The 13572-nt window shown below is 72.0% G+C and carries 10 protein-coding genes; 5 read left to right on the top strand and 5 right to left on the bottom strand.

All coding sequences use genetic code 11. The features are described 5' to 3' along the window. Positions 1-13: 13 nt before the first annotated feature. The 3 genes from ACIA3K_RS14795 to ACIA3K_RS14785 all read right to left on the bottom strand — a co-directional run bounded on the left by ACIA3K_RS14795 (position 14) and on the right by ACIA3K_RS14785 (position 2500). Positions 14-514, bottom strand: a complete 501-nt coding sequence (locus ACIA3K_RS14795) for a DUF2017 domain-containing protein (RefSeq protein WP_355052047.1) — start codon at positions 512-514, stop codon at positions 14-16. Then, entirely contained in the window at positions 511-801 is a 291-nt protein-coding gene (clpS, locus tag ACIA3K_RS14790) for an ATP-dependent Clp protease adapter ClpS (RefSeq protein WP_039905549.1), read from the bottom strand. The genes ACIA3K_RS14795 and clpS overlap by 4 nt, the downstream gene beginning before the upstream one ends. A gap of 148 nt (positions 802-949) precedes the next feature. Next, entirely contained in the window at positions 950-2500 is a 1551-nt protein-coding gene (locus tag ACIA3K_RS14785) for a hypothetical protein (RefSeq protein WP_396801467.1), read from the bottom strand. A 197-nt stretch (positions 2501-2697) separates the two neighbouring features. Between ACIA3K_RS14785 and ACIA3K_RS14780 the strand changes: the two genes are divergently transcribed. The 4 genes from ACIA3K_RS14780 to ACIA3K_RS14765 are packed head-to-tail and all read left to right on the top strand — an operon-like array spanning position 2698 to position 8583. Continuing rightward, on the top strand, positions 2698-5376 hold the full coding sequence (locus tag ACIA3K_RS14780) for a LuxR C-terminal-related transcriptional regulator (RefSeq protein ID WP_396801466.1): 2679 nt from the start codon (positions 2698-2700) through the stop codon (positions 5374-5376). Between the two features lie 16 nt (positions 5377-5392). Beyond that, positions 5393-6679 carry a nicotinate phosphoribosyltransferase gene (locus ACIA3K_RS14775; RefSeq protein ID WP_396801465.1) on the top strand — a complete coding sequence of 429 codons (1287 nt, stop codon included), beginning with the start codon at positions 5393-5395 and terminating at the stop codon, positions 6677-6679. A gap of 31 nt (positions 6680-6710) precedes the next feature. Next, positions 6711-7292, top strand: coding sequence for an isochorismatase family protein (locus ACIA3K_RS14770; RefSeq protein WP_396801464.1), 582 nt, complete (start codon positions 6711-6713; stop codon positions 7290-7292). Positions 7293-7332: 40 nt separating this feature from the next. Then, positions 7333-8583 carry an MFS transporter gene (locus tag ACIA3K_RS14765; protein WP_396801462.1) on the top strand — a complete coding sequence of 417 codons (1251 nt, stop codon included), beginning with the start codon at positions 7333-7335 and terminating at the stop codon, positions 8581-8583. A gap of 479 nt (positions 8584-9062) precedes the next feature. Here the strand turns inward: ACIA3K_RS14765 and ctaD are convergent, their stop codons facing one another. Both ctaD and ACIA3K_RS14755 read right to left on the bottom strand, forming a co-directional pair. Then, positions 9063-10820: a cytochrome c oxidase subunit I gene (ctaD, locus tag ACIA3K_RS14760; protein ID WP_396801461.1), complete on the bottom strand. Its 1758-nt coding sequence runs from the start codon at positions 10818-10820 to the stop codon at positions 9063-9065. Positions 10821-10950: 130 nt separating this feature from the next. Beyond that, positions 10951-12057: an FAD-dependent monooxygenase gene (locus tag ACIA3K_RS14755; protein ID WP_396801459.1), complete on the bottom strand. Its 1107-nt coding sequence runs from the start codon at positions 12055-12057 to the stop codon at positions 10951-10953. Positions 12058-12356: 299 nt separating this feature from the next. Here ACIA3K_RS14755 and ACIA3K_RS14750 point away from each other — a divergent pair, with 299 nt between their 5' ends. Then, positions 12357-13481, top strand: a complete 1125-nt coding sequence (locus tag ACIA3K_RS14750) for a cellulose binding domain-containing protein (RefSeq protein ID WP_396801458.1) — start codon at positions 12357-12359, stop codon at positions 13479-13481. Positions 13482-13572: the final 91 nt, after the last annotated feature.

Genomic DNA, 13572 nt, shown 5'->3' with positions numbered 1-13572 from the left:
GTGCGGGTCACGCCTAGTCGATCAAGGCGTTGAGCAGCGATTCCTGGAGATATCCGAGATACGCGTAGACCGACAGCTGGAACACCCGGCTCGACCCCGGATCCTCGGTCACCGCGTCGTCCAACTCCTCGCCCAGGTCCGTGCCGTCCTTGATCTCCAGCCGGACGCCCATCGCCAGCCGTGCGTCGTTGAGCGCCCGCAGCCACGCCTCGGCCGCCTCGGCGTCCAACCGCACCTCGCCGCCGGCATCGTCGGGCAGCGCGGCCAGGATCGCCCCGGCCTGGTCGATCTTCGCGGTCTTCAGGTCGCCCTCGGTGTAGCGGCGGAACTCCGCGGTGCTGGCCGCGTCCTCCGGGTACGCCTCCGGAAAGAGCCGGCCGACGACCGGGTCGGTGTGGTCGAAGCCGTCGGTGAGCAGACCGACCACCTCGGTGGCGACCTTGCGCAGCACCCGCACCTCGTCGACGGCGAACGTGGCGACGTAGCGGCCCGCCTGCCGCCGGAACATGCTCATGAGCGATCCACCGTTGCCCAGAGCCCGTACGCGTGCAGCTGCGACGCGTCGTGCTCCATGCGCTCGCGGGCGCCCGTCGAGACCACGGCGCGGCCCTTGTGGTGCACGTCCAGCATGAGCTGCTCCGCCCTCTCCCGGCTGTAGCCGAACAGCTTCTGGAAGACCCAGGTCACGTACGTCATCAGGTTGACCGGGTCGTCCCACACGATCGTCACCCATTGCCGGTCGGGCGCCGGCACGTCGTCAGTGGCCGGCGTCTCGACCGGTGCAACCTGTGGAGCCGCCATGCCCCCCATCGTGCCACCGGATTCCCGGAACCGAGGAACCGGAACGCCGGACGAACCCGGATCGCCCGTCGTGCGCGCCGCGAAGCCGCCTCGCACCTCGGCGGAGGCGAGACGCGGAGCGAGGTCGAGCCGCACGGCGGGCAGGCTGTCAGGCAAGCAGGATGCCGTGGTCGATCGCATCGGACAGCACCACGCCCAGCGAGAGACGGATCACCTCGAACCGCCGGGAGATCTCGCGGGTGAGCTCCAACTCGACCTCCCGCAGCGCTCGCTGCGACCAGGCCCGCGCTGCGCTGTGGTCGTCGTTTCCCGGGGTACGCCACTGCTGCCAGCATCCGCCGGAGAGCGCCACCGCGATCGGCGGAAGCACCTCGTCACGGGTTGCCGTCGGATAACCGGCGAGCGCGTCGATCGCCTCCACGCCGGTCAGTCCGGCCACCCCCGCCGTACTGGTGACCAGCAGAACCCGGTCCAGGTCGCGTCCCGTGCGGTGGTCGGCCAGGCCGTACTGGACGGCCGTGGCGATCCGACGATGTACGCCCTCCGTGGGCGGCGTGCCGAGCACCTGGGCGGTGGTGTCGGCCACGATGCCCCGCACCGCGCGGTCGCACTGCGCGGTGGCCAGCAGCGACAGTGCCGCCATCTCCCGGTCGAGCAGATCGGGAAGGCCGGCGCAGCCGACCCCGAAGACGATCTCCTGAACGGCCCGCAGATGGATGTTCGCCAGTTCCAGGGCCAGATGCTGGCGGATCCGCTGGGCGCAGGAGCGGGTCTGCCGGTCGAGCCGCTCGGACCAGTCGCCCGGGTCGGCGGCCACCGCCACCCGGTCGTGCTGCCCCGGCAGTACGGGCGGTTCGGCGCTGGCCCGCTGCAACCCCTCGGTCGCCGACCACCCCACCAACGCCCGGCGCAGGTCGGCCGCGCTGTCGACGCCGTCGACCGGGAACCAGCGCGCGGCGGCCAGGGCGGGGACGGCGGCCAGCAGTGCCGCGCGGTGCGCCGCGACGGTCACCGCGATCGGGTCCACCTCCCCCGAACGACCGTCCGCCGGCGGGACGGACGCCCTCGCGTCCTCCGTCGTCGCCGTGCCGTCGGCCAGCGGCGCCCAACCGGCCGTGCCGGGCGTCACCGCGAAGACGACCTCCACCGGGGCCGCGGCCACCTCGGCGAGCAGGTTCAGCTCCTGGGCGGTGAACGCCTGGTCGGCCGCGATCACGAAGAGCAGCGCGCCGGCCCGGCCGACGGCGTCACGCAGCACCCGGACGCCGGCCACGCCGAGCGCGCCGGTGTCCGGCGTGTCGATCAGGGTGAAGTGGCGCAGCAGCGGCTCGGGCACGCTCAGCTCGACCCGTCGGGGCGGGCGGGCCAGTGCCGGGCCGGCCGCGTCCCGGTCCGCGCCGTACGAGTGCGGCTGGCGGTAGCCCGGGACGAACGCCGCCCGCGTCGGCACCTTGGCGTGTCGGACCACCAGCCAACTGCCGGCCGGCACGGTGAGCATCACCGGGTCGAGACCGACGAGGGTCGCGAGCACGGCACGCCGGTCGGCACCGGCGGGACCGACGGCGACGACGCCGAGCGGCTCGTCCGACCGGGGATCGGGAACCTCGATCTCGGTGGGCAGCGGTGCGCAACTCGGCGGGTCGGCTGAGCTGGCCATGTCGCCGGGCGAGTCGAGCGAGGGGAGAGGGCCCTGCTGCATCGGGTGGCCTCCCAGGGCTGACGACCGGCACGCCGGTCGGTTGGAAATTCCGGTGACACCACCCGGATGCCCGAAGACTACGTGTGGCCTGCCGACCAGGCGGAATACCGCGGGTACTCACCGGTAATTGTGCGACTACTCAACTTCGGTGCGTGACGGTGCGGGCGCGGACGGAATTCGATGGATATGCTGCGCGGATGAGTCGATGGAAGTTCGTCGGCCGGACCGATGAACTCAACCGCCTGCTGGCGGCGGTTACCGGCGAGGCCGGCCGGGGGCTCTTCTTCAGCGGCAGCGCCGGCATCGGCAAGAGCCGACTGTTGCGGGAGGGCGTCAACACCCTGCCCACCGACCGGTACGCGATCTGGTCCATCGCCGCGAGCGCCACCACCGCGGCGCTGCCGTTCGGCGGGCTGGTGCAGGTCCTCCCGGCGGAGCAGCCCCAGGGGCTCTCCCCCGCCGGCATCCTGCGCTGGGCGCTGGGAGTGCTGCAACAGCAGGCCGCCGGCCGGCGCATCGTGCTCGCCATCGACGACGCGCACCTGCTCGACCCGCCGTCCGCCGCGCTCGTGCACCTGGTCGCCCGCGCGGACAACGCCACCGTGGTGGGCACCCTGCGCGACGGCGAGCAGATCCCGCTGCCGATCCGCGCGCTGTGGACCGACGACCTGGTCGAGCACGTCGAGCTGACCCCGATGCCACCGTCGGAGACCGCCGGCCTGCTGGCGGCGATCCTGGGCGGACCCGTCGACGCCAACTCCGCCGACCGGCTCGGGCGACTGTCGGCCGGCAACCCGCTGCTGCTGCGCGAGCTGGTGCATGCCGCCAACGGCAGCGAGGAGTTGAAGCGCACCTACGGCCTCTGGAAGTGGACCGGGCGACTGGAGCTGGCACCCAGCCTCACCGATCTGATCGACACCCGCGTCGGGCAGCTCACCGACGGCGTCCGTACGGTCGTCGAGCTGGTCGCCTTCGGCGAGCCGCTCGGGCTGCACCTGCTGAACCAGGCCGCCGAGCAGTCCGATGTGGAGTGCGCCGAGGAGCGCGGGCTGATCACCGTCGTCCAGCACGACCGGCGGACCAACGTACGCCTGGCGCACCCGCTCTACGGCGAGGTGATGCGCCGCCGATGCCCGGTCAGCCGCACCCGACGTCTCCAGGCACACCTCGCCGAGCTGCTGGAGCAGGTCGGCAAACGCCGCCGCGACGACCTGCTGCGGGTGGCGGTGTGGCGGCTCGACTCCGGCACCGCGCAGGACGCCGCCCTGCTCGTGGACGCCGCGATGCAGGCGTTCACCCGGTACGACGTACCGTTGGCGACCCGCCTGGCCCGGGCCGCGCTGCACGCCGACGGCGGCTCGGACGCGGCGGAGCTGCTGGCCACCATCCTGATGTTCGCCGACCGACCGGACGAGGCGCTCAGCGTTCTCGACGCGGTGACCCTGGAGCCCGGCGACGAGCGCCGCCTCTGCCGATGGCTGACCGTCCGCGGCATGGTCAGCTACTGGGGGCTCAGCCGGGAGTCCACGGTGGAGGAGATCGCGAGCCGCGTCGAGCAACTCGGCGACTCCGCCGACCGGGCCCGGGTGCACGCCTTCGAGGCGATCATGCGGCTGCACCGACTGGACACGGCGACCGCCGTACGGCTCAGCCAGACCGTGCTCGACCGGCCCGCGGCCAGCATCGCCGCCCGCGAACTGGCCCGCAGCACCATCGCGTACGTCCAGGCCGCCGAGGGTCAGCTGACGCGCAGCGGCGCGGCCATCGCGCAGGTGCACTCGGCCGCGGCGAGTTGGCGCACCGACATGCCGTACCTGCAGCTGGCCCTGGAGTTGGCGCGCGGCACCCGGCTCATGCTCACCGGCGACCTCGTCGGGATCGACGCGATCGTGGCCGACGAGTTCGCCGACCTCGCGGGGGCCGGTGACTTCCGGCTCGGCACCGGCTACCTGGCGATCCTGGCGGCGTACGCCGCGCGGCTGCGGGGCCAGAGCGACGCGGCCATGCGTACCTCGTTGGGCGCCTGCGCGGTGCTGGCCACCAGCCGGGTCTACGCGGGCCTGGCCCAGGCCGAACGGGCGCAGGCGGCGGCGCTGCGCGGCGACGCGGCGCAGGCCACCGAGGCGATGGCCGAGGCCGACCGCACCCACGCGCCGGGGATGGCGGTGCTCTACCCGTGGTTGGAGCAGGCCCGGGGCGCGGTGCTGGCCGTGTCGGGTGACCTGCCGGGCGCGGTGAAGCACCTCGGCGATCTGGCCGACCGGCTGCGCGCGGACGGCTTCGCCGGGCACGAGGTGCACGTCCTGCACGATCTGGTCCGACTGGACCAGGCCGCTGCGCCGATCGGGCCCACCTGCTCCGACGGCGGGCGGCGGACCGTGGCGCAGCGCCTCGCCGAGTTGTCCGAGCGGGTGGACGGGGTGTTGCCGCCGCTGCTGGCCCGGCACGCCCGGGCTGCGGTGACCGACTCGGCCCCGGACCTGCTGTCGGTCGCCGACGACTACGCCGCGCTGGAGCTGACCGTGTACGCCGCCGAGGCCACCGCCCAGGCCCTGCACCTGCTGCGTCAGCAGCACTCGGCGGCCGCCGGCGAGGCACGCGAACGGCTCGCGGGGTTGCTCGGGCGGTGCAACCTGATCCGGACGCCGGCGCTACGGGCCGGAGCGCCGGTGCTGACCGAACGCGAGTGGCAGGTGGCGCGCCTCGCCGCGCACGGCGCGACCAGCAAGGCCATCGCCGAACGGTTGTACCTCTCCGCCCGCACCGTGGAGAACCACCTCCAGCGGATCTACACCAAGCTCGGCGTGACCGGCCGGGCCGAGTTGTGGGCCGCGCTGCGGTCGATCCCGGGCCACGAGGGCGACGACTCGGCCTGAACCTTAGGCTGGGACGGTGAGCACCCTCCGCCCCGCGCTGCTGACCGACCACTACGAGCTGACCATGGTCAGCGCGGCACTCAAGGACGGCACGGCCGACCGCCGCTGCGTCTTCGAGGTGTTCAGCCGCCGGCTGCCCAGTGGCCGACGCTACGGCGTCGTCGCCGGCACCGCGCGACTGATCGAGCTGATCCGCGACTTCCGGTTCGATCCGGCCGAGGTCGACTTCCTGCGCCGCACCGGGGTGGTCGACGACGCGGCGGCGGCCTGGCTCACCGACTACCGCTTCACGGGCGACATCGACGGGTACGCCGAGGGTGAGCTGTTCTTCCCCGGTTCGCCGATCCTGACCGTCTCCGGCGGCTTCGCCGAGTGTGTGGTGCTGGAGACGGTGGCGCTCTCCGTGCTCAACCACGACTGCGCGGTGGCGGCCGCCGCGGCGCGGATGGTCACCGCCGCCCGGGGCCGCGCCCTGATCGAGATGGGGTCACGCCGGGCACACGAGGAGGCGGCCGTGGCGGCGGCGCGGGCCGCGTACCTGGCCGGTTTCCGGTTCACCTCCAACCTCGCGGCTGGCGAGCGCTACGGCATCCCCACGGCGGGTACGGCGGCGCACGCGTTCACGCTGCTGCACGACGACGAGCGGGCGGCGTTCGCCTCGCAGGTCGCCACGCTGGGCAAGGACACCACGCTGCTGGTCGACACGTACGACATCTCGCAGGGCATCCGCAACGCCATCGCGGTGGCCGGGCCGGAGCTGCGGGCGGTCCGGATCGACTCGGGTGACCTGGCGGTGATCGCGCAGCAGTCCCGGGAACTGCTCGACTCCCTGGGCGCGACCGAGACCAAGATCATCGTCTCGGGCGACCTGGACGAGTACTCGATCGCCGCGCTGGCCGCCGAGCCCGTCGACATGTACGGCGCCGGTACGGCCGTGGTCACCGGCTCCGGAGCGCCCACGGCCGGGCTGGTCTACAAGCTCGTCGAGGTCGACGGCCGGCCGGTGGTGAAGCGGTCCGAGCACAAGGCCACCATCGGGGGGCGCAAGGTGGCGGTCCGCCGGCACAAGCCCACCGGCACCGCCACGGAAGAGATCATCGTCCCGCAGGGCGTGCCCGACCGGCAGGCCAACGACCGGATGCTCCAGCGCTCGTACGTGGTCGACGGCGAGCCCGTGGCCCTGCCGACCCTCGACGAGTCCCGGGAACACCTGCGCGAGTGCCTCATCTCCATCCCGTGGGAGGGGTTGAAGCTCTCCGCGGGTGACCCCGCCGTGCCGGTCACCGTCGTACCCGCCGGCTGAGCCCCGCCGATCCGACCTCGAAGGGACCCCGATGGCCAACGCGCTGATCATCGTGGATGTGCAGAACGACTTCTGTGAGGGCGGCTCGCTGGCCGTCCCGGGCGGCGCCGGGGTGGCCGCCGGGATCTCCCGGCTGCTCGCCACCGAGCCGGACCGGTGGCGGCACGTGGTCGCCACGAAGGATTACCACATCGATCCGGGGGCGCACTTCGGCGACCCGCCGGACTTCGTGGAGTCCTGGCCGCGGCACTGCGTGGTCGGCACCAGCGGCTCGGAGTTCCACCCGGAACTGGAGACCGGACGGGTCGAGGCGATCTTCCACAAGGGCGAGCACGCTGCCGCGTACTCCGGCTTCGAGGGCCACGCCGACGACGGCGAGTGCCTGGCCGACTGGCTGCGCCGGCACGACGTGGACACCGTCGACGTGGTCGGCATCGCCACCGACCACTGCATTCGCGCCACCGCACTCGACGCCGCCCGGGAGGGCTTCGCCACCACGGTCCTGCTGGAGCTGACCGCCGCGGTCGCGCCGGAGACCACCGACGTGGCGCTGCGCGCGATGGACGGCGCTGGCGTCGTCCTGCACGGCGAGCCTGTGATCAGGGCCGCATGAGGCGGTAATTGGTTGGCCAACGGTCCGCGACCCGTCGAGGATGTCGCCGGAGGTACGGACCAACGTGAACATCAAGCCTTACCGGACAGCGCTCGCCCTGCCCGGCCTGCGGTCGCTGCTGCTGGTCGCCGTCCTCGCCCGCATCCCGCTCACGGCCACCGGGGTCACCCTGACCTTCCACGTGGTGCTCGACCTCGACCGGGGTTACGGCGCGGCGGGCCTGGTGGGCGCCGCCATCACCATCGGCGCGGCGATCGGCGGCCCGCTGCTCGGCCGCCTGGTCGACCGGCGCGGCCTGCGGCCGGTGCTGGTGCTCACCGGGATCGCCGAGGCGGTGTTCTGGACCGCCGCGCCCTCGCTGGCGTACCCGCTGCTGCTGCCGGCCGCCTTCGTGGCCGGCTCATTGGCCCTGCCGATCTTCTCGGTGGTCCGCCAGTCGATCGCCGCGCTGGTCCCGGAAGATCAACGGCGGCCGGCGTACGCGCTGGACTCCATGTCCGTCGAGCTGTCCTTCATGATCGGTCCGGCGCTGGCGGTGGCCCTGGTCACCGCGATCTCGGCGCAGACCACCATGTACCTCGTCGGTGGCGGCATCGTCGCCGCCGGGGCCGCGCTCTGGCTGCTGAACCCGCCGATACGTGGCGCCGCCGAGCCGGTCGGCCCCCGACGCCAGATGTCCCGCCGGGAGTGGCTGACGCCCCGGCTGCTCGCCGTACTGGCGCTCAGCACCGCCGCCACCCTGGTCCTCGGGGGTACCGACGTCGCGGTGGTCGCCGTCCTGCGGGCCAGCGGCGAGGCCGGCTGGACCGGCGTCGTGCTGGCCGGCTGGGCGATCGCCTCGCTGGTCGGCGGCTTCGCCTACGGGGCCGTGCACCGCTCGCTGTCGCCGCTGGCGCTCACCGCGGCGCTCGCGCTCTGCACCATTCCGGTCGGGCTGGGCGGCGCACACTGGTGGCTGCTCTCTCTCGCGCTGATCCCGGCCGGCGCGCTCTGCGCGCCGACCATCGCGGCCTCCGCCGACGCCGTCAGCCGACTCGCCCCGGCCGAGGTACGCGGTGAGGCGATGGGCCTGCACGGCTCGGCCGTCACCGTCGGCATCGCGGTCGGCGCGCCACTAGCCGGCGCGGTCATCGACGCCAGTGCGCCACTGTGGGGCTTCGTGGTGACGGGGGCGCTGGGCGCCCTGGTCACCGTGGCCGTGCTCCCGCTGGAGCTGCGCCGCCGCCGCAACGCCGTCGCCCCGCCCCCAACGACACCCACCGACCAGGAACTAGCCGCCACAACCCGCTAGCACCCGGCACTCCGACGCCTCCGCACCCCGACACCCCCGCACCCCGGCACCCCGGCACCCCGGCCCCCGGCACCCCGCGCCCCGGCGCCCCCGCACCCCGGCGCCCCCGCGCCCCGGCGCCCCCGCGCCCCGGCGCCCCCGCGCCCCGGCGCCAAGATCCGCGCAACTTACCCGATGTTGCTGCTTCAAGAGCGCGGGAAGCAGCAACATCCCTGATATTGCGCGGATCTTGCCCCTGAAGTGCGCTCGCGGGCAGGAAGCCCCACCTCTCGCGCGCCGATCTTGCACAAACTGTCGACGTTTTGCCGCCTTCGCCCCCGTTGGTCGCAACAGAAAGTGCAAGATCGGCGCGGCGCGGGGCGGGGCGCCGGGCGAGGCGCGGGGCAGGGCGTGGGGGGGTGGGGTGGGGTGGGTAACGTGACGGGCGCCGCTCCCGGTGGTTCCGGGGGCGGCGCCCGTCGTACGAGCTTGGCCGAGCGTCAGTGCCGGTCGACGTTGCTGGCGGTGTCCTCGGTGTAGGTGGCGCCGCCGTCCGACTCGCTGGTGAGCGGCTTGGCACCACCCTCCGGCGGGCCGGCCACGCTCTGGCCGGCGGCCAGCTCCGGGAACTTCATGTCGAACGCCGGCCGCTCGGAGCGGATGCGCGGCATCCGGTCGAAGTTGCGCAGCGGCGGCGGGCTGCTGGTCGCCCACTCCAGCGAGTTGCCGTGACCCCAGGGGTCGTTCACCTCGACCACGGGACCGGTCTTGTACGACTTCCAGCAGTTGTAGATGAACGGCAGCGTCGAGATACCGGTGATGAACGCGCCGATCGTGGAGATCGTGTTCAGCGTGGTGAAGCCGTCGCCGGGCAGGTAGTCGGCGTACCGACGGGGCATGCCCTCGGCGCCGAGCCAGTGCTGCACCAGGAAGGTGGTGTGGAAGCCGATCATGGTGAGCCAGAAGTGCACCTTGCCCAGGCGCTCGTCGAGCATCCGACCGAACATCTTCGGGAACCAGAAGTAGATGCCGGCGAAGACCGCGAACACGATGGTGCCGAAGAGCACGTAGTGGAAGTGCGCCACCACGAAGTACGAGTCCGACACGTGGAAGTCGAGCGGCGGGCTGGCCAGCAGCACGCCGGTGAGACCACCGAAGAGGAAGGTGACCAGGAAGCCGACCGCCCAGAGCATGGGCGTCTCGAAGCTGATCTGGCCCCGCCACATGGTGCCGATCCAGTTGAAGAACTTCATACCGGTGGGCACCGCGATCAGGTAGCTCAGGAAGCTGAAGAACGGCAGCAGCACCTGCCCGGTGGCGAACATGTGGTGCGCCCACACGCTCATCGACAGCGCGGCGATGGCGACGGTCGCGGCGACCAGGCCCTTGTAGCCGAAGATCGGCTTGCGGGAGAACACCGGAATGATCTCGCTGATGATGCCGAAGAACGGCAGCGCGACGATGTACACCTCGGGGTGCCCGAAGAACCAGAACAGGTGCTGCCAGAGCATCGGCCCGCCGGTTGCGGGGTCGTACACGTGGGCACCGATCATGCGGTCTGCGGCGAGCGCGAACAGCGCGGCGGCCAGCAGCGGGAAGACCAGGATCACCAGGAGGCTGGTGACCAGGATGTTCCAGGTGAAGATCGGCATCCGGAACATGGTCATGCCGGGCGCGCGCAGGGTGAGCACCGTGGTGATCATGTTCACCGCGCCGAGGATCGTGCCCAGACCGGAGATGGCCAGACCCATGATCCACATGTTGGCGCCGACGCCGGGCGAGTGCTCGACGCTGCTCAGCGGCGCGTACGCGAACCAGCCGAAGTCGGCGGCGCCGCCCGGGGTGATGAAGCCGGCGGTCGCGATCGTGCCGCCGAACAGGTACAGCCAGTAGGCGAAGCTGTTCAGGCGGGGGAAGGAGACGTCGGGGGCGCCGATCTGGATCGGCACGATGTAGTTCGCGAAGGCGAACACGATCGGCGTCGCGAAGAACAGCAGCATGATCGTGCCGTGCATCGTGAAGAGCTGGTTGTACTGCTCGGGCGACAGGAACTGCAGCCCGGGTCGGGCCAGCTCAGCCCGCATGATCAGGGCCATCACGCCACCGATCAGGAAGAACACGAATGCGGTGATCATGTACATGATCCCGATCTGCTTCGCGTCCGTGGTTCGCAGCAGCCGCGCGATGGCCGACCCCTTGACCGGCTCCCGGACCGGCCAGGGCCGGGTCACGACCGGCTTGGGTGCGACGGTGGTCACGAGTGGCCTCCGGTTCTCGGTTGTCCCGCTCGGCTCACGCTGGTTATCGGCGGGCCGTCATCCGCAAGGAGGATAGTCCCCGGCAGGTCGCAGCGCCGCGTGGGGTGGCGTGACACGATCTACAACGGGCCTACAGCGGGCCGACCAGTAGCCGGTAGTGCTCCCCGAAGATCCGGCCGCCGCGTCCGCGCAGCAGCGGGTCGCGCAGCGCCGGCGGGACGTCCCTGGTCCGGTTGCGGTCCCGGGTCCGGTCGGCCACCCATCGGGTACGGGGGCGACGACGACTCTCGTACGCCATCAGCGCCGCCTCGACGCTGCCGGCCGCGCGCAGTGATTCGGCCAGCACCACGGCGTCCTCGAGGGCCATCGCCGCGCCCTGCGACAGGGTGGGCGCGGTGGCGTGGGCGGCGTCACCGACCAGCAGCACCCTCCCCCGGTGCCAGCGGCCCAGCTCGACCTCGTCGGTGATCCCGACGTCCACCCGGTCGAGTGTGTCGAGCACCTCGGGCACCGGGCCCCGGTAGTCGGCGAAGAGTTCCCGCAGTCGGGCCAGCGGGTCGGCGGGCGGCTCGGTGCCTGCCTCGTCGGCGTAGAAGTGCAGCCGGCCCTCCCCGATCGGCACGAGCAGCAGGCCGCAGCGCTGCCCGAGCAGCGCGGTCCAGTCGGTGACGGCCGGACCGTCGCGCAGGACGGCCCGGTAGACGACGTGCCCGGCCGGGCGGGGCGGCCCACCGAGCGCGGCCAGGGTCCGGACCGACGAACGCGGTCCGTCGGCGCCGATGACCAGGTCGTACTCGGTGCGGGTGCCGTCCGTGAAGGTGACGCCGACGGCGCCCGGCAGCAGCTCGAGGGTGCGGACCTCGGCGCCGTGGCGGACGGCGCCGCCGGCACCGCTGAGCAGGACCCGGTGCAGGTCGCTCCGGGGCAGCGCCCGGCACTCCCCGACGCCGGCCCAGAGCGCGTCCAGGTCGACCTGACAGAGCGGAGCCCCGGAGGCGTCGAAGAAGCGCTGCCGGTGGATCACCTGCCCGAGAGGACGGACGGGATCGTGCAGGTCCAGTCGGTGCAGCGCGCGGGCGGCGTTGCCGGGCAGGTAGAGGCCGACATCGGTCGACTCTCCCGCCGGCAGCCTGTCGGTCACATCCGGCCGGAAGCCCGCCAGGCGCAGGGCCCGGGCCACGGCCAGGCCGGCGATGCCCGCGCCGACAATGAGGATGCGCAGGGGGGAGCTACGCATGGTGGTGTACGCCTCCGGAGGGGAACGGCACGCGTTGGAGGCAACACGCTACTCGGAGCGATCGACGCACACCAGAGCCGATCGGCCCGGCGCGAACCGCTCGCCGCCGGCCGCAGCCGCTGAGCGGGAGGTGGGCTGGCAGTCGACCGGAGGGGGCATGGTAATCCTCACAATTCGCCAGTTTGACGCACGCGGTTGCGCCATAGTTTCAGACATGTAAATGTGTCGTTGAGCGTGGGAGCGCTCCCGCACCACCCCACCACAGCCGGCGCCCAGCTTGCGCCGAGTCAAGGAGCGTCATGAAGCGTCACCTTCGAGCCCTGGCCGCCGCCGGGCTGTTGCTCACCAGTTCCCTTGTGGCCGTGGCCCTCGGCGGCAGCGCCTCCGCCGACACCCTCATCTGCGAGCAGTACGGCTCCACCGTCATCCAGGGCCGCTACGTGGTGCAGAACAACCGGTGGGGCACGACCGCCCAGCAGTGCATCAACGCCACCAGCAACGGCTTCGAGATCACCACGCTGAACGGCAGCAGCCCCACCAACGGCGCGCCCACGGCGTACCCCTCGATCTTCTTCGGCTGTCACTACACCAACTGCTCCCCCGGCACGAACCTGCCGATCCAGGTGTCGCAGATCAGCAGCGCCACCAGCAGCATCAGCTACCGGTACGTGAGCGGCGCGACCTACAACGCCTCGTACGACATCTGGCTGGACCCGTCGCCCAAGCGGGACGGCGTCAACCAGATGGAGATCATGATCTGGCTCAACCGCCAAGGCCCGATCCAGCCCATCGGCTCGGTGGTCGGCACGACGAACCTGGCCGGCCGGACCTGGGAGGTGTGGCGCGGCAGCAACGGCTCCAACAACGTCATCTCGTACGTCGCGTCGTCGGCCGTCTCCAGCCTGAACTTCAGCGTCATGGACTTCATCAACGACACCCGCAACCGGGGCGCGATCACGAACTCCTGGTACCTGACGAGCATCCAGGCCGGCTTCGAGCCGTGGCAGGGCGGCGTCGGGCTCGCGGTGACCTCGTTCTCGGCCAACGTCAACGGTGGCGGCAACCCCACCAACCCGCCGCCGACCACCCCGCCGCCGGGCGGCACCTCGGGCTGTGCGGTCAAGTACACGGCCAACTCGTGGAACAACGGCTTCACCGCCGACGTGCAGATCACCAACACGGGCTCCAGCGCGATCAACGGCTGGACGCTTAACTACAACCTGCCCGGCGGGCAGACGGTCACCAGCGCCTGGAACGCGACGGTCAGCCAGAGCGGCTCCGCGGTGACCGCCCGGAACGTCAGCCACAACGGGTCGATCGCCCCCGGCGGTACGGCCAGCTTCGGCTACCAGGGGACGCTGAGCGGGTCGTACTCGTCTCCGAGCAGCTTCTCGCTGAACGGGAGGAGCTGTACGCGTAACTGAGTCGACGGCACAACGGCGGGGGGGGGGCGCGCCGGGGCGCCCCCCCCGCCGGGGGGGGGGGCAAATAATTCTGAAAAAATAAGGAAAAATT

Origin of the sequence: Micromonospora sp. NPDC051543, assembly GCF_044454415.1 — a bacterium.
Taxonomy (GTDB): domain Bacteria; phylum Actinomycetota; class Actinomycetes; order Mycobacteriales; family Micromonosporaceae; genus Micromonospora.
Note: the sequence above shows the minus strand (reverse complement) of the source record. Positions and strands in the feature narration are given on the sequence as shown.

Excerpts from the sequence above, each read along its gene's own strand:
- ACIA3K_RS14785 (WP_396801467.1), bottom strand. The coding sequence starts at position 2,500 with ATGCAGCAGGGCCCTCTCCCCTCGCTCGACTCGCCCGGCGACATGGCC.
- ACIA3K_RS14765 (WP_396801462.1), top strand. The coding sequence starts at position 7,333 with ATGTCGCCGGAGGTACGGACCAACGTGAACATCAAGCCTTACCGGACA.
- ACIA3K_RS14755 (WP_396801459.1), bottom strand. The coding sequence starts at position 12,057 with ATGCGTAGCTCCCCCCTGCGCATCCTCATTGTCGGCGCGGGCATCGCC.
- ACIA3K_RS14780 (WP_396801466.1), top strand. The coding sequence starts at position 2,698 with ATGAGTCGATGGAAGTTCGTCGGCCGGACCGATGAACTCAACCGCCTG.
- ACIA3K_RS14795 (WP_355052047.1), bottom strand. The coding sequence starts at position 514 with ATGAGCATGTTCCGGCGGCAGGCGGGCCGCTACGTCGCCACGTTCGCC.
- ACIA3K_RS14750 (WP_396801458.1), top strand. The coding sequence starts at position 12,357 with ATGAAGCGTCACCTTCGAGCCCTGGCCGCCGCCGGGCTGTTGCTCACC.
- ACIA3K_RS14770 (WP_396801464.1), top strand. The coding sequence starts at position 6,711 with ATGGCCAACGCGCTGATCATCGTGGATGTGCAGAACGACTTCTGTGAG.
- clpS (WP_039905549.1), bottom strand. The coding sequence starts at position 801 with ATGGCGGCTCCACAGGTTGCACCGGTCGAGACGCCGGCCACTGACGAC.